The organism is Rhizobium leguminosarum bv. viciae USDA 2370 (assembly GCF_002008365.1).
Lineage (GTDB): Bacteria > Pseudomonadota > Alphaproteobacteria > Rhizobiales > Rhizobiaceae > Rhizobium > Rhizobium leguminosarum.
In genome coordinates, this window is the sequence record NZ_MRDL01000036.1 from 566,203 (window position 1) to 589,529 (window position 23,327).

Below are 23,327 nucleotides of genomic sequence, written 5' to 3' on the forward strand. Positions count from 1 at the left end.
ACCTTCTCCCGCTTGCGGGGAGAAGGAGACTCGCAGCGACCTCCCAGCCCGACATGGCATTTCAGCAGGGCACGTTCCTTCTCCCCGCAGCCGGAGAGAAGGGCAGGGTGAGGCGCAATGTTTTCCATCTGTGCTGCGCCTTGCGGCCAGTCGACAAGAACAGGCAAAAGCCATGAGCGAAACCGACAACGCGGTCGATATCGTCCCGATCAGGCGCCCGGTGCGCTGGCACATCTTCGTCTTCATGCTGCCGGCCCTGATCGTCTATTCCGCCGTCATGGTGCTGCCCCTTATCGAAACGCTCCGGTTGTCGCTCTACAATACGGTCGACGGGCAGCCGGCCTTCGTCGGACTGGCGAATTTTAAAGTGCTGTTCGGCGATGCGCGCTGGGCGCGCGATTTCTGGAATGCCCTTGTCAATAACCTGATCTTCTTTGCCATCCACATGTGCGTGCAGAACCCGATCGGCGTGGCGCTTGCCGCCCTGCTTTCGGTGCCGAAGCTACGCGGCGTCGCCTTCTATCGCACGGCGATGTTCCTGCCGACTCTCCTGTCCTTCGTCATCGTCGGTTTCATCTGGAAGCTCATCCTCTCGCCGATCTGGGGCGTGGCGCCCTGGATGCTCGATCTCATCGGCTTGAAATTCCTGTTCGCGCCTTGGCTCGGCAAGTCCGGTTCGGCGCTGATCGCGGTGTCGCTGATCTCGAACTGGCAATATATCGGCATTCCGATGATGCTGATCTATGCCGCACTGCTCAGCATCCCCGAAGAGGTGATCGAGGCGGCCGAATGCGACGGCATCACCGGCTGGGCCCAGTTCTGGAAAATCAAGCTGCCGCTCATCCTGCCGGCGATCGGCATTATCTCGATCCTGACTTTCGTCGGCAATTTCAACGCCTTCGACTTGATCTATACCGTGCAGGGGGCGCTTGCCGGGCCTGACATGTCGACCGACATTCTCGGCACGCTGCTCTACCGCACCTTCTTCGGTTTCCAGCTTCAGCTCGGCGATCGCTCGATGGGCGCGACCATCGCCACGGTGATGTTCCTCATCATCCTCGCCGGCGTCTCGCTTTATCTGTTCGTCATCCAGCGGCGCATGCGTCGCTACCAGTTCTGAGGAGCGCGCATGTCCAAGGCACGCACATCTCCCATCCGCACCGGCCTCGTGCATCTGGCGCTGAGCGCCTATACACTGGTCGCGCTGTTTCCGGTGTTTCTGACCATCGTCAACTCGTTCAAGGATCGTGCCTCGATCTTCCGCGAGCCGCTGATGATCCCGACGCCATCGACCTTCAGCCTCGTCGGCTATCAGACGGTGCTCGGGCAGGGCGATTTCGCCACCTATTTCCAGAACAGCTTCATCGTCACGATCGTCTCGATCCTGCTGGTACTGCTCTTCGGCGCCATGGCGGCCTTCGCGCTCTCGGAGTATCGCTTCCGCGGCAATATGCTGCTTGGTCTCTACATGGCGATCGGCATCATGATCCCGATCCGTCTCGGCACGGTGGCGATCCTGCAGGGCATGGTGGCGGCCGGCCTCGTCAATACGCTGACGGCGCTGGTCCTCGTCTATACCGCGCAGGGCATACCGCTGGCGATCTTCATCCTGTCGGAATTCATGCGCACGGTTTCGGACGATCTGAAGAATGCCGGGCGCATCGACGGGCTTTCCGAATATGCGATCTTCTTCCGCCTGGTGCTGCCGCTGGTGCGCCCTGCGATGGCGACGGTCGCGGTGTTCACGATGATCCCGATCTGGAACGATCTCTGGTTCCCGCTGATCCTCGCACCCTCCGAGGCCACCAAGACGGTCACGCTCGGCTCGCAGATCTTCATCGGCCAGTTCGTCACCAACTGGAACGCGGTACTGGCGGCGCTATCGCTGGCGATCCTGCCAATCCTCGTCCTCTACGTCATCTTCTCGCGGCAGCTGATCCGCGGCATCACGTCAGGAGCCGTCAAGTGACAGTAAAACCGATCCGTGTCCTCGTTGCCGGCCTCGGCAATATGGGTCGCAGCCACGCGCTCGCCTATCACAACAATCCCGGCTTCGAGATCGTCGGTCTCGTCAACCGCTCGACGCCGCAATTGGAGCCCGAGCTGCAGGGCTATGCGATCCATCCCGACTTCATGGCGGCGCTGACCGAACTGAAGCCGGACCTCTGCTCGATCAACACCTACTCCGACAGTCATGCCGATTATGCCGTCGCCGCCTTCGAGGCCGGCTGCGACGTCTTCGTTGAAAAGCCGCTGGCGACCACGGTCGCCGACGCCGAGCGCGTCGTCGCCGCGGCCAGGAAGGCGGGGCGCAAGCTGGTGATCGGTTATATCCTTCGCCATCATCCTTCCTGGATGAAGCTGATCGAAGAGGCGCGCAAGCTCGGTCCACCTTACGTCTTCCGCATGAACCTCAACCAGCAGTCCAGCGGCCCGACGTGGGCGACGCACAAGTCGCTGATGCGCACCACCTCGCCGATCGTCGACTGCGGCGTGCATTATGTCGACGTCATGTGCCAGATCACCGACGCCAAGGCTGTCGAGGTGCGCGGCATGGGGCTGCGTATGTCGGAAGAGATCGCCGCCGACATGTATAATTACGGTCACCTGCAGGTGCTGTTCGAGGATGGTTCGGTCGGCTGGTACGAGGCCGGCTGGGGCCCGATGATCTCGGAGACCGCCTTCTTCGTGAAGGATGTGATGTCGCCAAAAGGCGCGGTGTCGATCGTCATGGAACCGAACGCCAAGTCCGACGATATCGACACCCACACCAAGACCTCGGTGATCCGGCTGCACACGGCCGAGACCGGGCCTGACGGCAAGTTCATCCGACCCGACCAGGACATGACGATGGAAGGCGAACCCGGCCATCAGGCGCTCTGCGACCTGGAACAGGCCTTCATGCTGAGGGCGATCCGCGAGGATCTGGACCTCGACCGCCATATGGCGGATGCGGTGGCGTCGCTGCGCATCTGCCTTGCCGCCGACGAGAGCGTGCGTACCGGCCAGCCGGTCAGATTGTAAGGGAAAGACAGTGGGATCACTTCAACTCAAATCCATCCGCAAGACCTATGGCACGCATGAGGTGCTGAAAGGCATCGACCTCGAGGTCAGGGACGGCGAATTCGTCATCTTCGTCGGGCCGTCGGGCTGTGGGAAATCGACGCTGCTGCGCAGCATTGCAGGCCTCGAAGACGTCACGTCAGGCGCCGTCGTCATCAATGGTCGCGATGAGACGCTGACGCCGCCGGCCAAGCGCGGCATCGCCATGGTGTTCCAGTCTTACGCGCTCTATCCGCATCTGACGGTCAAGGACAATATGGGGCTTGGTCTCAAGCAGGCCGGCACCGCCAAGGACGAGATCGACAAGCGTGTCAGCAAGGCATCCGGCATGCTTTCGCTGGAACCCTATCTGGCGCGGCGGCCGGCCGAGCTCTCCGGCGGCCAGCGCCAGCGCGTCGCCATCGGCCGTGCCATCGTACGCGAACCCGAACTTTTCTTGTTCGACGAACCGCTGTCGAACCTCGATGCGGCGCTGCGTGTCCAGACCCGTCTCGAAATCGCCCGGCTGCACCGCAGTCTGAAGGCGACGATGATCTATGTCACCCACGATCAAGTCGAGGCGATGACGCTTGCCGACAAGATCGTTGTCTTGAATGCCGGGGCGATCGAGCAGATCGGTTCGCCGATGGAACTCTATAAACGACCGGCCAATGTTTTCGTCGCCGGCTTCATCGGCTCGCCGCAGATGAATTTCATCGCGGCCGAGAAGGTCGGCGATCACAGCGCCAAGACGATCGGCGTGCGTCCCGAACACCTGACGTTGTCGCGCGAACAGGGGACTTGGGCTGCGAAGGTCGTGCATGTTGAGCATCTCGGCGCCGACACGATCATCTATCTGGAATCTGATCAATGCGGCCTGTTGACGGCGCGTCTTTTCGGCGAGCACCAGTATGAGCCGGACGAGATCGTCTATGCGACCCCGGACCAGGCGCACGTGCATCGCTTCGATGTAGACGACCAGGCGATCCGCTAAGCGCACGACAGAACGAAAAAGCCCCGCCAGCCAGCCTGGCGGGGCTTTTTCGTTCCGTCGTGTGCGGTTCGATCAGCCGAGCACGGGCCGCATGAAGCTGCGTTCATAGCTGACGATACTGCGGTTGCGTTTGTCGAGTTCGAAAGCGGCCTGACATTCCGGATCGCTTGCCATGCGTGTGCGATAGTCCTCGTAGGCGGCAAGGCTCGGGAAGGAAAACAAGGCAACGGCAATGTTGTTGGCGCCTTCGGACGGCAGGAAATAACCGTGATGGGTGCCGCCCATTCTGTTGACGATCGGAATCCAGAGCCGGGCATATTCCTCGAATTCGGCAAGCTTGTACGGATCGATCACATAACGCAGGTGGCAGGTAATCATTGACATATCCCATCGCGTAAATGCCGGGCGGAGGGCTGCCCGGCTCATTTGGTTTACTCAACTTCTGGCACCGGGCTGGGAGAGTTCAAGTGCCTTACGGTGATGGTTGCATCACGTTTGCTGACAGGTCGGCCGGCCTGAAATGAAAAAAGCACCGCGTCGGCGGCGCCTTCCAGGCGAGGTCGCGCTACGCTGGTTAGTCGCGGATGATGAGCAGGTCGGCTGCCATGAAGCGCAGCGTCACCGTTTCGCCGGCCTGCGGCGGGGTGGTGCCCGGGCTGTTGAACATGTCGAAGGAGATGACATTGCCCCCAACATTCATGCGGGTGCGGATGACTGATCCCAGGAAGTGGGCCGAAACGACCTGACCGGTCAGTGCCGTGTCGCTCTTGACACTGTCGGAGAGGGAGCCGGCTTCCGGACGCAGCGCCAGCGAAATGGTTTCGCCTGCCTTGTGGGCTGCGACCGACTGCTTCAGCGTTATGCCCTGATCGCCGATCTGGATGCGGTTGGTATCGGGATCGACGACCTTGGCCTCGATGAGGTTCAGCGTGCCGACGAAGGAGGCGACGAAGCGCGTCGCTGGTGTGTTGTAAATCTCGAAGGGCGAACCGATCTGGTCGGCCTTACCGGCATTCATGACGACAATGCGGTCGGAGATTGACAGGGCTTCCTCCTGATCGTGGGTGACGAAGACCGTGGTGATGCCGAGTTGCTGCTGGATCTGGCGGATTTCCTCGCGCAGCGACACGCGGATCTTGGCGTCGAGTGCGGAGAGCGGCTCGTCGAGCAGCAGCACCTGCGGCTTGACGGCAAGCGCACGGGCAAGGGCTACACGCTGCTGCTGGCCGCCCGACAGTTGATAGGGGAAGCGGTCGGCCAGGTGATCGAGCTTGATCAGGCCGAGCATTTCGTTGACGCGGGCGTCGACCTCAGGCTTCGGCGCGCCTGCCACCTTGAGGCCGAAGGCGACGTTGTCGTGCACCGTCATGTTGGGGAACAGCGCGTAGGCCTGGAACACCATGCCGATATTGCGCTGGTTCGGCTTCAGCGAGCTTTGATCCTTGCCGTTGATGGTCAGCGTGCCGCCAGTCGGCGTTTCAAAGCCGGCGATCATGCGCAGGACGGTCGTCTTGCCGCAGCCCGACGGTCCGAGAAAGGAGATGAACTCACCCTTCTCGATCGTCATGTTGAAGTTCTTGACGACCTGAACCGGGCCGAAGGATTTCTGAATGTTGTTCAGCGTGAGAAAAGACATGAGCCAGATACCTTAAGCCTTTGCCGGGGCGGCTTTGCCGAAGCGGGAAACGAGGTTGAGCAGGCCCATGCTGAGCCAGGTGATCGAGAAGGCGATGACCGCAAGCGCCGAAGGCTCGTAGGCCTTGTTGGCGCCGACGAGCTGCAGGTAGGGACCGAAGGCCGGACGGTTCAAAAGTGCGGCAAAGGTGAATTCGCCCATGACGATCGCCAGCGTGATGAAAGCGCCTGAGAGCACGCCGCTCATGACATTCGGGAAAATGCACTTGAACATGATGGTCGTCCATCGGGCGCCGAGGCTTTCGGCCGCTTCCGTCAGCGTGCGGACGTCGATCGCGCGCATGGCGGTATCGACGGCGCGGTACATATAGGGCAGGGACAGCGTGATATAGGAGAAGACCAGCAGGGCGTTGGTGCCGGTCGTCGAACCCGTCAACGGTAGGTAAGAGGACGAATTATACATTCTGAGGTAACCGAAGACGATGACGATCGCCGGAATGACAAGCGGCAGCAGCGTGATGAATTCGACGACCGGACGCATCTGCGGCAGGCGCAGGCGCACCCAATAGGCCGTCGGCACGACGAGCAGCATGCCGAAGACGATGGTGAGCAACGCCATCAGCATGGAATAGCCGAAGGTCTCGCGGAACTGAATGTCGGAGAATACCGACTCATAAGCATCGAGGCTGTATTCGCCGCGGCGCATGCGCAACGAAAACTCGATTGTGCCGATCAACGGAATGACGAAATAGGATGCACCCAGAATGACAGCGATCCAGGCTCCGAGACGTTGAGCTTTCATTTCTGCCACCGTTCGGCGCGCATGCGCAGCATGAGGTAAAGGACGTTGGAGACGCCGGTGATGACGATCATGCCGAGCGCGATGGCGTAACCGAGATTGGCATTGTGCAGAACGTCGCCGCGGATCTGCGCGTAGAGCAGGATCGGCACGATGTTCAGCGAGCTGCCGGTCAGCGCGAAAGCGGTGGCGATGGCGCCGAAAGCATTGGCGAAGAGCAACAGCGTCGTGCCGAGCAGGCTCGGCCAAAGGATCGGCAGCGCGACCATCGTCCAGTACTGGCGGTTGGTGGCGCCGAGGATCTGCGAGGCTTCACGCCATTCCTTCTTCATGCCGTCGAGGGCCGGCGTCAGGATCAGCACCATCAGCGGTATCTGGAAATACATGTAGGTGATGGTGAGGCCTAAGAAGGACAGCAGATTGAAGCCGGTGCCGTAGAGATTGAAGCCGAACCATTCGCGCAGGAAAATCGTCACAAGCCCGGTGCGGCCGAGCGTTGCGAGAAAGGCGAAGGCAAGGGGCACGCCGGCGAAATTCGAGGCGACACCGGAGAAGGTCAAGAGCGTCGAACGGACGGAGGCGGGCAGGCCACCGAGCACGACGGCCCAGGCGAGGAAGAAGCCGATCAGCGCACCGCCTAGAGCCGACGCCACCGAGACACGGATACTGATCGAGTAGGCGCTCATGATGGATGGGGTAAAGAGATCACCGATATTCTTCAGCGTGAAATCGCCCTCGGGCGTCAGGAATGCGCCCGCCACAAGATAAAGCGTGGGGATGATCAGGAACAGCAGGGAGAAAATGATGAAGGGTGCAATGCCCAGCCAGTCGATCACGCGATCTCTGTTGATCAAGGGGGCACTGCGCACCATAGGCGTTGAAACGGTGCTCATGGAAAAGCTCATCCTGGGGCGTCGGAGTGAGAAAACCTCCCCGCCTTGCGGCGGGGAGGCAGGATTAGAGGCTACTTGACGGCGGCGCCGACGACGGAATCCCAGTTCTTGGTGATGGCTTCCTTGCCAGCGGACTGTTCTTCGAGCGTCGGGAAAACGGCCTTTTCATAGGCTGCAGCCGGCGGCAGCTTGTCGAGCAGTTCCTTCGGGATCTTGTTGTTCTTGGCAAGATCGTTGAAGCGGATCGGGTGGCAATAGCCCTTCAGCCAGCCGAGCTGACCTTCGTCGGAATAAAGGTATTCCATCCAGAGCTTGGCAGCGTTCGGGTGCGGAGCGAAGGCTGAGATAGCCTGGACGTAGACACCGGCAACGACGCCCGACTTCGGAACGACGACCTCGAACGGAGGATTGCCCTTGAGGCTTTCTCCCCAGGAGAGGGCGTTGTAATCCCAGGCAACGATGATCGGCGTCGAGCCCTGCGCGAACGGAGCCGCCTTGCCGACGACCGGCACGAAATTGCCGTTCTTGTTCAATTCGGCGAAGAATTTCAGACCTTCTTCGCCGGCCTTGGCAGCGTCACCGCCGGATGCGGAAAGACCGGCGGCATAGACGCCCTGGACGGCCTGGTTGGCGGTGCGGGGGTCGCCTGCGAGGGCAACGCTGTTTGCGTAGTCGCTCTTTTTCAGGTCGGCCCAATCGGCGGGCGATTCCTTGACGAGATCCTTATTCACGAGGAACGAGAGAACGCCGTAGTAGTCGCCGTACCAGTAGCCTTCGGCATCCTTGGCGGTATCCGGGATGGAGTCCCAGGTGGAGACCTTGTAAGGCTGGATCAGGCCGTCTTTCTTTGCAGACGGGCCGAAAGAGAGGCCGACGTCGATGACGTCAGGAGCCTGCGGGCCGGTGTTGCCCTTGTTGGCCTTGATGGCTTCGACTTCGTCGCCCGAACCCGCATCCGGGTTGAGCTCGTTGACCTCGAGGCCATACTTGGCCTTAAAGCCGGCAATGACTTCGCCGTAGCCGCACCAGTCGTGCGGAAGAGCGATCGTCGTCAGCGTGCCTTCCTTCTTGGCGGCGGCGATAAGTTCAGCGCTCGGCTCGGCAGCGGCAATCGCGGTCGAAGCCACGATCATCGCAGTAGAAAGCGACAGTAGTCGAGAAATGTTAGAGATCACTGTTGTTCTCCTTCGGGTTTTCAGTGTCTGGCGATGCTGTTAATGAGCTTACATGAAGCTTGTATGACGATTGGATGACGTTCATTTCACCCTAAATAGCAGGCGGTTGCGGCAATGTTTCATTTGCGACAGCGCGCCGTGGTTCCGTGAAAATCCGTCATTGTTTTTCTTCTGTTTTAATCTTGTCCTCCTAGCCGGGTTTACGGAAAAGCCTGGTCTGCTCGAACAGGCCTTCCAGTGTCTTCATGCGCTCCTTCGTCTCGTCCCAGGTCGAATTCTGAACGGCCTCGATCAGCGCTTCGACGATGAAAAGGGTGACGACGGAGGAATCCCAGGCCGACGGCGCCTCGATCCGGACGCGAAAAGCATGCCTGGCGAGCTTGGCGGCGGGCGAGGCCCACTGGTCGGTGAAGACGACGATTTCGGCGCCACGCTTGCGGGCGGCGGTGGCGAGGCTCACCATCTCCTGCTCGTAGCGGCGGATGTCGAAGATGATCAGGATGTCGCCGGCATTCATGTTGAGGACATATTGCGGCCAGCTGCTGGAATTCGACGATAGCAGTGTCGTTGCCGGCCGGATGACCTGCATATGGGTGAAGAAATATTCGGCAAGCGCGCCAGTGATGCGACCGCCGACGAAATAAAGGCCGCGCTTACGGTCGGAGAGCAACGCGGCGACGCTGTCGAAAGTCGCGGTGTCGAGATCGGTCAGCGTCTGGCGCAGATTGCCCATGATCGCATCGGCGAAACGGTTGAGAATATGGGTGCCTGGGGCGTTCTGCGCCCAGCGGTCATGTTTGGCGATGGGGTTCGAGATCGTCGCCTCGACTTCCTGATGCAGATGCGCCTGAAAGTCCGGATAGCCCTTGAAGCCGAGCTTCTGCACCATGCGCACGACGGTCGGCGTCGAGACGCCGGCGTTCTCGGCGATCGTAGTGATGCTACCGAGCCCGGACACCGGATAATTGTCGAGCAGGCTTTCGGCCAGCTGCTTCTCGGCACGCGTCAACACCCCCAAATGCGAGTGTATGACGTCCGAAACCGTCTTCGACGCAACTGTCACGTACTTATGCTCCCCGGGATGGTCTGGCGCCACTTTCCCACTCAAAGTTAACAACGCTGTCATAATCCATGTCAACCACTGTCATGAAAAGAAATTTTCAGTGGATGCTTGACACGGGTTGAAACCTGAAGAATTCTTTTCTTCATAAGGAATTTGTTAAGGGATAAGGAGTGGCGCCTTTGGTGCTAGCCCGACCGAAAATCCTCAGCGAAGCGGACGGTGACTGCGTCGGGATCGAGCGCATCCACGGCCGGAGTCCGGTGCTTCTCATCTGCGAGCACGCTTCGAATGCGCTTCCAGCCCTTTTCGGCGATCTCGGCCTGCCCAGCGAGGCGCTCTCCAGTCACATTGCCTGGGACCCGGGCGCGCTTGCGGTCGCCCGCAGCATATCGGAAGCGCTCGACGCGACGCTTGTTTACCAGCGGTTCTCGCGGCTTATCTATGACTGCAACCGGCCGCCCAGTTCACCCGGCGCCATGCCGGAAACCAGCGAGATCTACGCCGTTCTCGGCAACAAGGATTTGAGCCCTGAAGAACGGCTTGCGCGCACCGACGCGCTCTACGTTCCTTTCCATGACGCCATTCGCGGACTGATCCGCGATCGCCGGGCGAGGGGACAAGACAGCGTCATCGTGACGATGCACAGCTTCACGCCGGTCTATCACGGCCGCGAACGTGCCGTCGAACTCGGCATATTGCACGATGAGGACAGCCGGCTCGCCGACCGGATGCTGGAGGTCGCGGCCGAGGCGCCGCTTTACAGGACGGAACGCAACCAGCCTTACGGGCCTGAGGACGGCGTGACCCACACGCTGATCCTGCACGGGCTTTCGAACGGCTTGCGCAATGTGATGATCGAGGTCCGTAACGACCTCATCGCAGACAATATCGGCCAAGGGGTCATGGCCGACTATCTGAAAAGGCTGCTCCAGCAAAGCCTGGACGCCTGACATAAAAAGAAGACCCGAGGGAGCAGTTTAACTGCGGACGTCCGCACGGCGAAAATGCCGCGGACAATTGGCACTGAACCGGCCGCAATCCCGCGGCCGATCGTGAACAGGGGGAAGTCATGTCGGATTATTCCGAACTGGACAAGAAGCAGGATGTGCACATCCTGCATTCCATGGGTTATGCCCAGGAACTCGAACGACGCATGAGTTCGTTCTCGAACTTCGCCGTATCATTCTCCATTATCTGCATCCTCTCCGGCGGCATCAATTCGCTGGCGCAGGCAACCTCGGGCGCCGGCGGAGCCGCCATCGGCATCGGCTGGCCACTCGGCTGCTTCATCTCGCTCGTCTTCGCCGTCGCCATGGCGCAGATCAGCTCCGCTTATCCGACGGCCGGCGGCCTCTATCACTGGGGCTCCATCCTCGGTAACCGTTTCACCGGCTGGCTGACCGCATGGTTCAACCTGCTCGGTCTCGTCACTGTGCTCGGCGCCATCAACGTCGGCACCTATTATTTCTTCATGGGTTCGTTCGGCACCAGCTATTTCGGGCTGACGGATACGACGATGGTGCGCATCGCCTTCCTCGTTGTCATCACCGGCGCGCAGGCGCTCGTCAATCACATGGGCATCGGACTGACCGCGAAGCTGACGGACTTTTCGGGTTATCTGATCTTTGCAACAGCAATCGCGCTGGCGGCCGTCTGCCTGATCGCAGCGCCCTCCTATGAGATCGGTCGCCTCTTTACCTTCGCCAACTATTCCGGCGAAGTCGGCGGCAATGTCTGGCCCTCCACTTCCGGTGCTTGGGTCTTCCTTCTCGGCCTGCTTCTGCCGATCTACACCATCACCGGCTATGACGCCTCGGCGCATACGTCGGAAGAGACAGTCAAGGCTGCCGAATCGGTCCCGCGCGGCATGGTCGCGTCGGTTCTCTGGTCGGCGCTTTTCGGATACATCATGCTCTGCGCCTTCGTTCTGATGCTGCCGAATATGGATGATGCGGCAAAGCAGGGCTGGAACGTGTTCTTCTGGGCGATGGACAGCCAGGTGAACCCGATCGTCAAGGATACTCTCTATCTTGCCATCTTGGTCAGCCAGTGGCTGTGCGGGCTTGCGACCGTCACCTCGGTCTCGCGCATGATCTTTGCCTTCTCGCGTGACGGCGGTCTGCCGGCATCGAAGGCCTTGTCGAAGGTCAGCCCGCAATACCGCACGCCGGTGGCTGCGATCTGGACCGGCTCGATCCTGTCGGTTCTGTTCGTCTGGGGTTCCTCGCTCGTTTCGATCGGCGACACGCCGGTCTATACGATCGTCGTCTCGTGCACGGTCATCTTCCTGTTCTTCTCCTTCGCGATCCCGATCACGCTCGGCCTGTTCGCCTGGGGCACGTCGAAGTGGGACAAGATGGGGCCATGGAACCTCGGCGAAGGCGTCTTCAAGCTCTTCGCGGTGCTGACTGTGATCGCGATGATCCTGATCTTCATCCTCGGCATCCAGCCGCCGAATGAATGGGCGCTCTACATCACCGTTGGTTTCCTGGTGCTGACCGCGATCGTCTGGTTCGGCTTCGAAAGCCGTCGCTTCAAGGGGCCGCCGATCGGCGCCGAAGTGGCAAAGCGTCAGGCCGAGATCGCGGCCGCCGAAGCAGCCGTCGGCGAAAGCGGCGAAAACTAAGCATCAAGGCTTCCCTCTCAAATGGCGGGGCCGCATCCTGCGGCCCCATCACGGTTCAACGAAAAGGCATCGGGCCGAAAAGTCCGGCCGAGCGCATGCGATTTCGTTGCCCCGATTTTGTCAATCCAATTTAGGCGGATCAATCATGAGCAGCAGCTACACAATCGACGACCTCAGGAAAGATGTTGCCGAAGGGCGCATCGACACGGTTCTGGCCTGCCAGGTGGATATGCAGGGCCGGCTGATGGGCAAGCGTTTCCAGGCGGAATATTTCGTCGAGAGCGCCTGGAAGGAAACGCACAGCTGCAACTACCTGATCGCCACCGACATGGAGATGGAGACCGTCTCCGGCTACAAGGCGACGAGCTGGGAGAAGGGCTACGGCGACTACACGATGAAGCCGGATCTTGCGACGCTGCGTCGAATTCCCTGGCTGGAAGGCACCGCGCTGGTGCTCTGCGATGTGCTTGACCATCATACGCTTGAGGAAGTCGCTCACTCGCCACGCGCGATCCTGAAGAAGCAGGTGAAGCGGCTCGAGGATATGGGCATGAAGGCCTACATGGCCTCCGAGCTCGAATTCTTCCTGTTCGACCAGAGCTATGAGGCGGCGCAGACTTCCGGCTACCGCAACCTCAAGCTCGCCAGCGCCTACAATGAGGACTACCACATCTTCCAGACCACCAAGGAGGAAGAGGTGATGCGGGCGATCCGCACCGGGTTGCAGGGCGCCGGCATCCCGGTCGAGAACTCCAAGGGCGAAGCTTCGGCCGGCCAGGAGGAGATCAACGTGCGCTACGCCGATGCGCTCGCCATGGCCGACCGCCACGCAATCATCAAGAACGGCTGCAAGGAGATCGCCTGGTCGAAGGGCAAGGCCATCACCTTCCTGGCCAAGTGGAATTACAATGCGGCCGGCAGTTCCTCGCATATCCACCAGTCGCTCTGGAGCCTGGAGGAAAAGCCGCTGTTCTTCGACCATGCCGGCAAGTACGGCATGTCGCCGCTGATGCACAATTACGTCGCCGGGCTTCTCGCCCATGCGAGCGAGATCACCTATTTCCTGGCGCCCTACATCAACTCCTACAAACGCTTCATGGCCGGCACGTTTGCGCCGACCAAGGCGATCTGGAGCAAGGACAACCGCACCGCCGGCTACCGGCTCTGCGGTGAGGAAACCAAGGGAATTCGTATCGAGTGCCGCGTCGGCGGCTCCGATCTCAATCCCTATCTCGCCTTTGCCGCGCTGCTTGCCGCTGGCATTGACGGGATCGAGAACAAGCTGGAACTCGAAGCCCCCTTTGTCGGCGACGCCTATGGCGGCAAGGGCGTTCGCGAAATCCCGCGCACGCTGCGTGCGGCCACGACCGAAATGACGGAATCGGCAATGCTGCGCAAAGCCTTCGGCGACGACGTGATCGACCATTACACCCGCGCTGCCGAATGGGAGCAGGAAGAATACGACCGCCGTATCACCGACTGGGAAGTGGCGCGCGGTTTCGAAAGAGCTTAATAGGCATTTGCGGGTTGCTTGCCCTTCACCCTAACCCTCCCCTCGTAAAAGCGGGGAGAGGGGACGTGCCAAACGCGGCGTCGATGTTGGGGAAAGCCGGTGCGGCATATCCTCTTCGCCCCGTTTACGGGGAGAAGGTGCCGGCAGGCGGATGAGGGGCTACGGCCTTCGCAAAGATATTGAAGAATACGAGGACAGGATTCGATCATGGCAATGATCCAATGCATTTCACCGGTTGACGGGTCGGTTTATGCCGAACGCGCAGCCCTTTCTTTCGATGCCGCCAGGGACGTGGTGGCGCGCGCGCGCAAGGCGCAGAAGGCCTGGGCGAAACGGCCGCTCGAAGAGCGTGTGCAGCTGGTGCTGAAGGGTGCTGCGCGGCTGAACGAGATGTCCGATGTCGTCGTGCAAGAGCTTGCCTGGCAGATGGGCCGGCCGGTAAAATATGGCGGCGAATACAAGGGCTTCAACGAGCGCTCCAACTATGTCGCTTCGATCGCGGCGGATGCGCTGGCGCCTCTCGTCGTCGAGGAGAGCGAGCGTTTCGAGCGCCGCATCGAGCGCCAGGCGCATGGCGTCGTCTTTGTCGTCGCGCCGTGGAACTATCCCTATATGACGGCGATCAATACGATTGCGCCGGCACTGATGGCCGGCAATACCGTGGTGCTGAAACATGCCTCGCAGACGCTACTGGTCGGTGAGCGGCTGGTGCAGGCCTTCACCGAGGCCGGTGTTCCCGAGGATGTGTTCCAGAACGTCTTTCTCGACCACGAAACGACGTCGGCGCTGATTGCCGCCGGCAGCTTCAATTTCGTCAACTTCACGGGATCGGTCGAAGGCGGGCGGTCGATGGAGCGGGCCGCCGCCGGCGCCTTCACCGGCCTTGGCCTCGAACTCGGCGGCAAGGATCCGGGTTATGTCATGGAGGACGCCGATCTCGAGGCAGCCGTCGACACGCTGATGGACGGCGCGACCTACAATTCCGGCCAGTGCTGCTGCGGCATCGAGCGCATCTACGTGCATGAATCGCTCTATGACGCCTTCGTCGAGAAGTCGGTTGCCTGGGTGTCGAACTACAAGCTCGGCAATCCTCTCGATCCCGATACGTCGCTCGGGCCGATGGCACATAAGCGCTTCGCCAAGGTGGTGCGCGAGCAGATCGCCGATGCGGTTTCCAAGGGCGCCAAAGCGCTTGTTGATCCCAAGCTTTTCCCCCAGGATGACGGCGGCGCCTATCTTGCACCGCAGATTCTCGTCGACGTCGACCACTCCATGGCCTTCATGCGTGAAGAGACTTTCGGTCCGGCGGTCGGCATCATGAAGGTGAAGAGCGACGAGGAGGCCCTCGCTTTGATGAACGACAGCCAGTATGGGCTGACGGCCTCGCTCTGGACCAAAGATGTCGAGCGGGCAGGGCGGCTCGGTCGCGAGATCGAAACCGGCACTGTTTTCATGAACCGCGCGGATTATCTCGACCCGGCACTTTGCTGGACCGGCGTCAAGGAGACTGGCCGCGGCGGCTCGCTGTCGATCATCGGCTTCCAGAATCTGACGCGTCCGAAATCCTTCCATCTGAAGAAAGTCACAGCATGAGCAGCAACATCACCGCAAATTGGAGCTACCCGACATCGGTCAAGCTCGGCCGGGGCCGCATCACTGAACTGGCCGACGCCTGCAAGAGCCTCGGCATCAAGAAGCCGCTACTCGTCACCGACCGCGGCCTTGCCTCGATGGCGATCACCAAGACTGCGCTCGATATCCTCGAAGATGCCGGTCTCGGCCGCGCAATCTTTGCTGATGTCGATCCGAACCCGAACGAGAAGAACCTCGAAGCCGGCGTCAGGGCCTTCAAGGACGGCGGCCATGACGGCGTCGTTGCTTTCGGGGGCGGCTCCGGCCTCGATCTCGGCAAGTGCGTCGCCTTCATGGCCGGCCAGACGCGGCCGGTCTGGGACTTCGAGGATATCGGCGACTGGTGGACGCGTGCGAGTCTCGAGGGCATCGCCCCGATCGTCGCGGTGCCGACAACGGCAGGCACCGGTTCGGAAGTCGGGCGTGCCAGCGTCATCACCAATTCCGAGACGCATGTGAAGAAGATCATCTTCCATCCGAAGTTCCTGCCTGGGGTCGTCATCTCCGATCCGGAACTGACGGTCGGCATGCCGAAGATCATTACGGCCGGCACAGGTATGGATGCCTTCGCCCATTGCCTCGAGGCCTATTCCTCGCCCTTCTATCACCCCATGTCGGCCGGCATCGCGCTCGAAGGCATGCGGCTCGTCAAGGAATTCCTGCCGCGCGCCTATAGGGAAGGCACCGATCTGGAAGCCCGCGCCAACATGATGGCGGCGGCCGCCATGGGTGCGGTCGCCTTCCAGAAGGGGCTCGGAGCCATTCACGCGCTGTCGCACCCGATCGGCGCCGTCTACAACACCCATCACGGCATGACAAATGCGGTGGTGATGCCGGCGGTGCTGCGCTTCAACCGCAAGGCGATCGAGGAGAAGATCGGCCGCGCCGCCGCCTATCTCGGCATTTCCGGCGGTTTCGACGGGTTCTACGACTATGTGCTGAAGCTCCGCTCCGAACTCGGGGTGCCGGAGACGCTGTCGGCGATGGGAATCGCTGCCGACCGCATCGACGAATTGTCGGCCATGGCGATCGAAGATCCGAGTGCGGGCGGCAACCCGGTTGCCATGACGCTCGAAAATACCAAGGTCCTTTTCAGGGATTGCTTCTGACAATATAAGAGCGGACCTTTTGACTGGCCTGGAAAACCTCGGTTTTCCGGGCTTTTTTCGTTGCCGCGATATCCCAAGTTTTAGGGATGTGAAAAATACCGGCTGCAATTTCGCCGCGCGTGTTTCGAATTTGTTAACCATGATTAGAAAGGATGGATTAACCGCACGATGCTCCGAGGGTGCGTAAAAGAGCGATTCCGGCTCGCACCTCTTTCCTTCCGAGGACCGAACATGCCTGTTATCACATTCGCAAATACCAAGGGAGGCGCCGGCAAGACGACCGCTGTTCTCCTGCTCGCGACCGAGCTTGCCCGCAAAGGCTATCGCGTCACCATTCTCGACGCCGATCCGCAGCACTGGATTTCACGCTGGCACGAGATCTCTGGTCACGTGGCCAATCTTTCGGTGATCGATTTCGTGACAACCGCCTCGTTGCCGCAGCATATCAGCGAGAACAAGCACAATACCGACTATTTCATCGTTGACCTGCCGGGTGCACGCAATCCGCTGCTTGCCACAGCCGTCGGCCTTTCCGACCACGTGCTGATTCCGATCCAGGGCTGTGCAATGGATGCGCGCGGTGGCGCGCAGGTGCTCGAACTGCTCCAGTATCTGGATGAGAAGGCCGGCATCAAGATTGGCCATTCGGTGGTGCTGACCCGCGTCAACTCGATGGTGACGACACGGGCGCTGCAAGTCGTCAAGTCGCTGCTCAGCGAGCGGCATGTGCCGGTGCTGGACACCGCAATTATCGAACGCTCCGCCTTTCGCGACATCTTCGACTGTGGCGGCACGCTGCACACGATCGATCCCGCGCGCGTCAGCAATCTCGACAAGGCCCGTGAAAACGCCACCTGTTTTGCCGAGGAAATGATGCGCAAGCTGCCGGTAAGGCTGGTGGCGTCCGCCCGCATGGCGACGGCAGCCTGAGTTCCCGCATCCTCGAACGAAGTGCGTCCGGTTGGCTCCGCGACGCATTTCGTTTTTCAGGCGCTTGCCGTGCGGCTGCCATCATTGAGAGAATGAGCCAGAAGGTCGGAAAGCCGCCTTTTGACTTCGGCCAATTCGTCCGACATGCGATTGCGTTGTCGCGGCAGGCCTATATCGACCACCTCTAGAATGCGTCCCGGCCAGGGGCGCATCACGACGACGCGATCCGCCAAAAAGGCTGCCTCTTCGATATCGTGCGTGACGAGCAGCATCGTCGTGGCATTCACGCGCCATAGATCGATCAGATGATCCTGGAGTTCGACACGCGTCATCGCATCGAGTGCGGAGAAGGGCTCGTCCAAGAGGAGAACGGCCGGCTTCGTCACGAGTGCTCGCGCCAGGGCCACGCGTTGCGCCTGCCCGCCGGACAGCTCCTTTATCCAGCGCTTCTCGTGGCCGCGAAGGCCAATCTTCTCCAGGGCCGCCGATACCTGCTCATCCCGTTCGCTGCTTGCCAGATGGCGCAGGCCGAAACCGATATTGTCCGCGACTGTCAGCCATGGAAAGAGCCGGGGCTCCTGGAAGACGATATTCACGAGCGAGTCCGGCTCTGTCAGCAGCCGTCCCTCCAAGCTGATTTCGCCCTGTGTAGGGCCTTCGAGGCCCGACAACAGTCTCAGAAGGGTGCTCTTGCCGCAACCCGATCCTCCGATGACCGCGACCAACTCTCCCTTGCCGATACTGAGGGAGAAGTCTTGCAGAGCATGTGTTCCGTTGGGATAGATCTTGGATAGGGAGCGGATGTCAAGCATGTCAGATCCCGCTCGCATGGGTGTCGCGCCAGCGCAGGAACGGCGCGCTCGCAATCAGAAGCAGGCTATCGGTCGCCTTGCCGACAACGGCAAAGATCAAAATAGCCGCCAGAATCTGATCCGGCTTTCCGAGTTGCTGACCATCCACCAGAAGATATCCCAGGCCTTCGGATGCGCCCATGAATTCCGCCGCAACGACGAACATCCAACCGAGGCCCAGGCCTGCGCGCAGGGCAAGGATAAAGTCCGGAAGGACCGCCGGCAGCAAGATCAGACGAATGAGCTCGAAGCCCGAAAGCCGAAAGACGCGACCGACCTCTACGATGCGCCTGTCGACGCCGACGACGGCGCCATAGACTCCTAGATAGACCGGGAAGAAGACGCCAACGGCAATCAGCGCGACTTTGGAGGCTTCGAAAATACCGAACCACAGGATGAACAGCGGCACCCAGGCAATGGAGGGAATGGCTCGCAGAGCCTGCAGGGTCGGATCCAGCAGACGTGCGAGCGGTTTGGAGTACCCGGTCAGCGCCCCAAGAGCGGTCCCCGCCAGGGACCCGAAGGCGAAGCCGATTGCCACTCTGCGCAGCGTCGCGCCGACATGCGTTGCCAGATCGCCGGAGGCCGCCAGCGCATAGACCGTATAGAGAATTTTCGAGGGCGGGGGCATCAAACGGCCTCCGACTATTCCCGCACGAACGAGGATTTCCCAGGCGGCAAACAACGCAACCGGAAACACGATTCCGACAATCGGGCGATCGAAAGGCGAAACCCGGCGCTGCCGGGTCTCCCTTCCTGTTTCCGTATTGTGCCATGACAGCGCGATGTGCACCAAGGACATGGGAACGTTCTTTCTATCGCTTCACTGGCCGAGAGCGGCCGAGGCGTAGCTGGGATCGACCAGCGACGATACGGTCTTAACGACATCGACATCCGCTTTGATGACGTCGGCCTTTTGCAAAGCGAGACCCGCTGCTTCGATCGTCTCGCGCTGTGCATCGCCGATCACGGAATAGGTGAGGTTCGTGCGCTCCAGCTGGCGCTCTATCACCGTGTCGGGCAGCTTGGTGGCGGCAACGAGGGCGGCTTTGAGCTTGGTCGGATCTTTCAGAGCTTCAATGCGCGCCTTCTCGTAGGAGGCAAGCACGCGTTTGACGAGATCAGGATGCGCGATAGCAAACTCTTCGCGCACGTTAAGCACGCCCCAGCTGTTGTTTTCCGGCTTGCGATAGAACAGCACATCGCCATCTTCAATCTCGGCGGAGGCCATGATCGGATCGAGGCCGGCCCAAGCGTCGACGTCGCCCCGTTTCAGCGCAAGGCGGCCGTCCGCGTGCTGTAGCAGAACAAGCGAAACGTCCTTTTCAGTCAGACCTGCATCGGCAAGGGCGCGCACCAGGAAAATGTGCGGGTCGGTGCCGCGCGTCACGGCGATGGACTTGCCCTTCAGGTCCTGGACCTTGGCGATGCCGGTATCCTTGCGTGTTACGAGCGCAGTCCATTCCGGACGCGAATACACATAGATGGATTTGATCGGGTTGCCGTTGACGCGGCCGATCAATGCAGCTGCACCCGCCGTCGAGCCAAAGTCGAGGGAGCCGGCATTCAGGAATTCCAGGGCTTTGTTGGAGCCTGCGGACTGGACCCAGGTTATCTTGATCCCATCCTTGTCGAATTCCTTTTCCAGGATCCCTTCATCCTTCAGAATGAGGCTGACCGGGTTGTAGGTCGCCCAGTCCACGCGGATTTCCGAGACATCGGCAGCCTGCGCCGTGCCGACTGCGACCAAACCCGCCAAAACGCTTAAAGCCAATCGAACTAGCGATTTCATACGACCTCCAAAATGTTAGGAAGTGAAATCTACAGATTTAATAGCTTTTTGGCGCGCTTTCGGGTTCCAAACTTTGGTACGGGAGAGCAATTTTGAACTGCCGTCGCGGCCCGCGCTAGATTGTTGTGTCAAAGTGCGGGGCAGCGCCGATCCCGCCGCGTATTGGTCGATCCAGTCGCGTGACATTGTTGTCTGTTCGCTTTGCGGTTATTCCGCCCGAAGACGCGATGGTATGTTCAGTCGACGAATTCGACCGTCACTCCCGGCTTGACCATCTTGGCCAGTTCGGTGGCATCCCAGTTGGTCAGGCGGATGCAGCCGTGGCTCTGGGTGCGGCCGATCTTCGAGGGTTCGGGCGTGCCGTGAATGCCGTAGGTCGGCCTGGAAAGCGCCATCCAGACGGTGCCGACGGGACCGTTCGGGCCGGGCGGGATGTTGAGGATCTTGTCGTTGGCACCCTGCTGGAAATTGATCTTCGGATTGTAGGTATAGCCGGGATTGAAGGCGACACGCTCGACGTTCACCAAGCCTGACGGAGAGGGCGTGTCGGTGGAGCCGATCGATGCCGGATAGGCGGCGAGGAGATTGCCGGCGCCGTCATAGGCGAAGACCTGCTTGCGGCCCTTGTCGGCGATGATACGGGCAACCTCGCCGCTTTTCGGCTCACCCGGATTGACGACCTTGATGACGGTGCCGGGAACGCTGAAATCGGCGCCGGGATTCATCTCCTTGAGAAAGGCCTCATCCATGTGGAAGCGTTCGGCCAGCATTTCGGTGGTCGAGGTATAGGCGAGCGACGGCAGCAGCGCCTTGTGCGAATAATCCTCCGGGATCTCCGCAACGAAGGGACCGGCGGCATCGGCCGGCGTGATCGTGTAACTGACGACGGGCAGGCCGCCGTTCATGCGCAGCTCTTCCAGAATGGCATCGGTGTCGTTGGGATCGAGCTTCGATCCGGTCATTTGGTCATAGGCATAGATCCCCTTGGTGACGTTCGAGCCCATATGGCCGTCGATGACACCCGGAGAGATGCCGGCACGATCGAGGAAGACCTGCAGCGCGACGATTTCGGGCTTCGACTTGTTCTTCAGCGTGATGACGGGCTCATCAGGCGCGGTCTTGGGCGCGTCGGCGGGCGGGATCTGCTGATCGGGGTCGATCGAGGCATAATCGTCGCCGGGCTGCGGATTACCGATACTGTTGTCATCGGGATAGGGCTGCTCGCCGAGCGGCCGGCGTTCGATCGCCGCATCGCGCGGAATGCCGCCGGTGACGGCGCCCCGCTCGGAATAACGCGTATCGCCATCGGGATTGTTGTCGGAATAATAGGGGTCGTCGCCGTACTGGTCGTTATAGACCTCGCGCGGGCCCGGCCGCGGCGGATAGTAGCCCCGGGCGCGCATCTCGGTAGCGACGACGTTGCCATAGGCATCGATCAACACGCGATTGCCGCTACGATCCCGGGCGTAGGTATAGCCAGTTGGAACGTAGTCGAGGATTTCGCCGTTCGGCGTCACGAGCACGATATCGCTCTGGCGGCGGTCGCGGAACTGCTGCGCGCCTGCCTCCGGCGCTATAGCCGCAAGGGCAGCCAAGCTGGCTGCGAGGCAAAATGCCGATTTTAAAAAGCGATTCACGTCTCACACCTCGAACAGTGACTGGGCAGACACACACATGCGAATTTTGACGCTAGTGTGGAATTTATGAAACCGTGCTGAACAAAATATGAAAATCACTAAGATTTCCTTTTACTCATAAACGTTTGCGTCCTTGTGGCAGTTCCGCGAATTCCACGGTTGCTGCAAAACCACAAGATAGGAACGGCACCGATTGACGAATGGCGGCGCGAAACCTAACGCTAGCGCATCGTGCTTTCCGAAAATCGGAATCAATTTTCGAAAAGCACAATGCGTCGATTCAAAGTGTTAGAGCGTCCTTTGTGCGTCCGAAAGGACGCACGGCGCTCTAAGGGGCTGACAATTCCCCGAGGAGACCGTGATGATCGAATTTGCCGCCGCAAGCGGGCCGCGCCTGATGCTGGACGAAACATCGGTGCTGGATATCGGCGGATGCATTGTCGACGGCGTCGACATCGCGCCGAAACGCGCCATTCCCGACGACGGCGATGCGCGAATCGACCACTCGCTCGAAGGCTTTCTCTTCACCTGCGGGCCGGATCATATCCGCCACCGCCAGCCGATTCCCGGCCGGGACGATGGCAAGGTCTATCCGCTGCACGGATCGGCCTCCGGCCATGCGGCAAAGGTGCTGTGGACGAAGTTCGAGAGCGGCAATGCCGAATGCCGCGCCGATATCGACATCACCACCGTCGAGGGACTGCCGCAGCGTGTCGAGCGGCTGTGGCGGATCGATGGGGCGACCGGCGAGGTGCGGCTCGAGGACCGGGTCGTCAATATGAGCGATCGGACTGTGCCGACCTTCCTGATGTACCACATGAACACCGGCGGCAAATGGCTGGACGAGGGCACGCGGCTCGAAGGCCAGATGCTGGAGAATGGCGGTTTCCCCTGGGCGTTCGGCGAGGAGCCGGGCGGCATCTTCTGCGTCACGGCGCCGGCGACGGAGGAGGGCTTCGCAGAGGTCCGCCTCGGACCGATCGCCGCAATCGGCGGCAGGACGCTGCGTGTGCGCTTCCGCGCCGACACGCTGCCCCATCTGCAGGTCTGGCGGAACCAGAAGGCGCCCGCCCATATCATCGGTATCGAGCCGGTTTCGCATCGCTGGATATCGCGCGACGAGCTTCAGGCCGCTGGTGAGTTCAACATGTTGGCGCCCGGCGAGAGCCGAAGCTATGCGCTGACCTTTACCTTCCTGTGAACGAAGCGTTGTTGACGCTGGCAGACCTCCGTCGTAGACCTTCAGCCCACGATTTTTGAGGAGACAAGACGATGGATATTCGCCAGATCGACGATGAATATTCGGTTTCGGGCCAGATCACGCTGGAGGAGCTCGACGAGATTAAGGCGCTGGGGTTCAAATCGATCGTCTGCCACCGCCCCGATCACGAAAGTCCCGACCAGACGTCGTTCTCCGTCATCGAGGCGCGCGCCAAGGAGCTCGGCCTCGAGATCGCCCATGTGCCGGTTGGACCGATGGGCGTGACCGAGGAAGCCGTGCAGGGCATGGTCGACGCGCTCGATGAATTCCCGCGGCCGATGCTCGGCTATTGCCGCTCTGGCGCGCGCTCGACGGCGATTTACCAGAAGACCCACCATATCCGTAATTGAGCCCCCGTTCCGGGGGGCCGATTTT

Annotated in this window: 22 protein-coding genes; 12 read left to right on the top strand and 10 right to left on the bottom strand. The window is 60.6% G+C overall.

Annotation, left to right across the window (positions count from 1 at the left end; genetic code table 11):
* The first annotated feature begins 172 nt into the window (after positions 1–172).
* Genes BS629_RS17665 through BS629_RS17680 form a run of 4 tightly spaced genes read left to right on the top strand, consistent with a single transcriptional unit; the run spans position 173 to position 4,036 of the window.
* The gene (locus BS629_RS17665; protein WP_018242910.1) at positions 173–1,120 is read left to right on the top strand and encodes a carbohydrate ABC transporter permease; all 948 of its coding nucleotides are present in this window, start codon (positions 173–175) and stop codon (positions 1,118–1,120) included.
* Between the two features lie 9 nt (positions 1,121–1,129).
* Complete coding sequence (locus tag BS629_RS17670; protein WP_018074095.1) at positions 1,130–1,969, top strand: carbohydrate ABC transporter permease; 840 nt, start codon at positions 1,130–1,132, stop codon at positions 1,967–1,969.
* Entirely contained in the window at positions 1,966–3,024 is a 1,059-nt protein-coding gene (locus tag BS629_RS17675) for a Gfo/Idh/MocA family protein (protein WP_018242909.1), read from the top strand. The genes BS629_RS17670 and BS629_RS17675 overlap by 4 nt, the downstream gene beginning before the upstream one ends.
* Before the next feature lie 10 nt (positions 3,025–3,034).
* Positions 3,035–4,036, top strand: coding sequence for an ABC transporter ATP-binding protein (locus tag BS629_RS17680; protein WP_018242908.1), 1,002 nt, complete (start codon positions 3,035–3,037; stop codon positions 4,034–4,036).
* Between the two features lie 72 nt (positions 4,037–4,108).
* Here BS629_RS17680 and BS629_RS17685 read toward each other — a convergent pair whose 3' ends face one another.
* The 6 genes from BS629_RS17685 to BS629_RS17710 form a co-directional block, all read right to left on the bottom strand.
* Complete coding sequence (locus BS629_RS17685) at positions 4,109–4,414, bottom strand: NIPSNAP family protein (RefSeq protein WP_012758329.1); 306 nt, start codon at positions 4,412–4,414, stop codon at positions 4,109–4,111.
* Between the two features lie 196 nt (positions 4,415–4,610).
* A complete protein-coding gene (locus BS629_RS17690) occupies positions 4,611–5,672 on the bottom strand; it encodes an ABC transporter ATP-binding protein (RefSeq protein WP_018242907.1) in 1,062 nt (353 codons plus the stop codon).
* A gap of 12 nt (positions 5,673–5,684) precedes the next feature.
* The gene (locus BS629_RS17695) at positions 5,685–6,473 is read right to left on the bottom strand and encodes an ABC transporter permease (protein WP_018446585.1); all 789 of its coding nucleotides are present in this window, start codon (positions 6,471–6,473) and stop codon (positions 5,685–5,687) included.
* Positions 6,470–7,363: an ABC transporter permease gene (locus BS629_RS17700; protein WP_018242905.1), complete on the bottom strand. Its 894-nt coding sequence runs from the start codon at positions 7,361–7,363 to the stop codon at positions 6,470–6,472. Before BS629_RS17700 ends, BS629_RS17695 begins: the two co-directional genes overlap by 4 nt.
* Before the next feature lie 71 nt (positions 7,364–7,434).
* The gene (locus BS629_RS17705; RefSeq protein WP_018242904.1) at positions 7,435–8,538 is read right to left on the bottom strand and encodes an ABC transporter substrate-binding protein; all 1,104 of its coding nucleotides are present in this window, start codon (positions 8,536–8,538) and stop codon (positions 7,435–7,437) included.
* 190 nt (positions 8,539–8,728) lie between these two features.
* Complete coding sequence (locus tag BS629_RS17710; protein ID WP_018242903.1) at positions 8,729–9,601, bottom strand: MurR/RpiR family transcriptional regulator; 873 nt, start codon at positions 9,599–9,601, stop codon at positions 8,729–8,731.
* Between the two features lie 179 nt (positions 9,602–9,780).
* Here BS629_RS17710 and BS629_RS17715 point away from each other — a divergent pair, with 179 nt between their 5' ends.
* The 6 genes from BS629_RS17715 (at position 9,781) to BS629_RS17740 (ending at position 17,411) form a co-directional block, all read left to right on the top strand.
* Positions 9,781–10,551 (top strand): N-formylglutamate amidohydrolase, encoded by a 771-nt coding sequence (locus tag BS629_RS17715; protein WP_018242902.1) that lies wholly within the window; start codon positions 9,781–9,783, stop codon positions 10,549–10,551.
* A gap of 119 nt (positions 10,552–10,670) precedes the next feature.
* On the top strand, positions 10,671–12,227 hold the full coding sequence (locus tag BS629_RS17720; protein ID WP_018242901.1) for an amino acid permease: 1,557 nt from the start codon (positions 10,671–10,673) through the stop codon (positions 12,225–12,227).
* 145 nt (positions 12,228–12,372) lie between these two features.
* Entirely contained in the window at positions 12,373–13,740 is a 1,368-nt protein-coding gene (locus BS629_RS17725) for a glutamine synthetase family protein (RefSeq protein ID WP_018242900.1), read from the top strand.
* Positions 13,741–13,947: 207 nt separating this feature from the next.
* Positions 13,948–15,333: an aldehyde dehydrogenase family protein gene (locus tag BS629_RS17730; protein WP_018242899.1), complete on the top strand. Its 1,386-nt coding sequence runs from the start codon at positions 13,948–13,950 to the stop codon at positions 15,331–15,333.
* Positions 15,330–16,481: an iron-containing alcohol dehydrogenase gene (locus tag BS629_RS17735; RefSeq protein ID WP_018242898.1), complete on the top strand. Its 1,152-nt coding sequence runs from the start codon at positions 15,330–15,332 to the stop codon at positions 16,479–16,481. The genes BS629_RS17730 and BS629_RS17735 overlap by 4 nt, the downstream gene beginning before the upstream one ends.
* Before the next feature lie 231 nt (positions 16,482–16,712).
* Positions 16,713–17,411 (top strand): ParA family protein, encoded by a 699-nt coding sequence (locus tag BS629_RS17740; RefSeq protein ID WP_018242897.1) that lies wholly within the window; start codon positions 16,713–16,715, stop codon positions 17,409–17,411.
* A 56-nt stretch (positions 17,412–17,467) separates the two neighbouring features.
* On the opposite strand, the gene BS629_RS17745 is transcribed toward BS629_RS17740, so the two are convergent.
* From BS629_RS17745 to BS629_RS17760, 4 genes are all read right to left on the bottom strand, one after another.
* A complete protein-coding gene (locus BS629_RS17745) occupies positions 17,468–18,223 on the bottom strand; it encodes an ABC transporter ATP-binding protein (RefSeq protein ID WP_018517480.1) in 756 nt (251 codons plus the stop codon).
* Position 18,224: 1 nt separating this feature from the next.
* Entirely contained in the window at positions 18,225–19,064 is an 840-nt protein-coding gene (locus tag BS629_RS17750; RefSeq protein WP_018242896.1) for an ABC transporter permease, read from the bottom strand.
* 21 nt (positions 19,065–19,085) lie between these two features.
* Complete coding sequence (locus tag BS629_RS17755; protein WP_026188475.1) at positions 19,086–20,054, bottom strand: aliphatic sulfonate ABC transporter substrate-binding protein; 969 nt, start codon at positions 20,052–20,054, stop codon at positions 19,086–19,088.
* Positions 20,055–20,290: 236 nt separating this feature from the next.
* Positions 20,291–21,691 carry a L,D-transpeptidase gene (locus BS629_RS17760; RefSeq protein WP_018242894.1) on the bottom strand — a complete coding sequence of 467 codons (1,401 nt, stop codon included), beginning with the start codon at positions 21,689–21,691 and terminating at the stop codon, positions 20,291–20,293.
* A gap of 361 nt (positions 21,692–22,052) precedes the next feature.
* On the opposite strand from BS629_RS17760, the gene BS629_RS17765 reads away from it, so the two are divergent.
* Both BS629_RS17765 and BS629_RS17770 read left to right on the top strand, forming a co-directional pair.
* Positions 22,053–22,892: an aldose 1-epimerase family protein gene (locus tag BS629_RS17765; protein WP_018242893.1), complete on the top strand. Its 840-nt coding sequence runs from the start codon at positions 22,053–22,055 to the stop codon at positions 22,890–22,892.
* 71 nt (positions 22,893–22,963) lie between these two features.
* Entirely contained in the window at positions 22,964–23,302 is a 339-nt protein-coding gene (locus BS629_RS17770) for a protein tyrosine phosphatase family protein (protein WP_018074112.1), read from the top strand.
* Positions 23,303–23,327 lie beyond the last annotated feature (25 nt).

Coding starts and splice junctions, on each gene's coding strand:
- BS629_RS17665 (WP_018242910.1), top strand. CDS start 173: ATGAGCGAAACCGACAACGCGGTCGATATCGTCCCGATCAGGCGCCCG.
- BS629_RS17670 (WP_018074095.1), top strand. CDS start 1,130: ATGTCCAAGGCACGCACATCTCCCATCCGCACCGGCCTCGTGCATCTG.
- BS629_RS17685 (WP_012758329.1), bottom strand. CDS start 4,414: ATGATTACCTGCCACCTGCGTTATGTGATCGATCCGTACAAGCTTGCC.
- BS629_RS17690 (WP_018242907.1), bottom strand. CDS start 5,672: ATGTCTTTTCTCACGCTGAACAACATTCAGAAATCCTTCGGCCCGGTT.
- BS629_RS17695 (WP_018446585.1), bottom strand. CDS start 6,473: ATGAAAGCTCAACGTCTCGGAGCCTGGATCGCTGTCATTCTGGGTGCA.
- BS629_RS17700 (WP_018242905.1), bottom strand. CDS start 7,363: ATGAGCACCGTTTCAACGCCTATGGTGCGCAGTGCCCCCTTGATCAAC.
- BS629_RS17720 (WP_018242901.1), top strand. CDS start 10,671: ATGTCGGATTATTCCGAACTGGACAAGAAGCAGGATGTGCACATCCTG.
- BS629_RS17725 (WP_018242900.1), top strand. CDS start 12,373: ATGAGCAGCAGCTACACAATCGACGACCTCAGGAAAGATGTTGCCGAA.
- BS629_RS17730 (WP_018242899.1), top strand. CDS start 13,948: ATGGCAATGATCCAATGCATTTCACCGGTTGACGGGTCGGTTTATGCC.
- BS629_RS17735 (WP_018242898.1), top strand. CDS start 15,330: ATGAGCAGCAACATCACCGCAAATTGGAGCTACCCGACATCGGTCAAG.
- BS629_RS17740 (WP_018242897.1), top strand. CDS start 16,713: ATGCCTGTTATCACATTCGCAAATACCAAGGGAGGCGCCGGCAAGACG.
- BS629_RS17745 (WP_018517480.1), bottom strand. CDS start 18,223: ATGCTTGACATCCGCTCCCTATCCAAGATCTATCCCAACGGAACACAT.
- BS629_RS17750 (WP_018242896.1), bottom strand. CDS start 19,064: ATGTCCTTGGTGCACATCGCGCTGTCATGGCACAATACGGAAACAGGA.
- BS629_RS17755 (WP_026188475.1), bottom strand. CDS start 20,054: ATGAAATCGCTAGTTCGATTGGCTTTAAGCGTTTTGGCGGGTTTGGTC.
- BS629_RS17765 (WP_018242893.1), top strand. CDS start 22,053: ATGATCGAATTTGCCGCCGCAAGCGGGCCGCGCCTGATGCTGGACGAA.
- BS629_RS17770 (WP_018074112.1), top strand. CDS start 22,964: ATGGATATTCGCCAGATCGACGATGAATATTCGGTTTCGGGCCAGATC.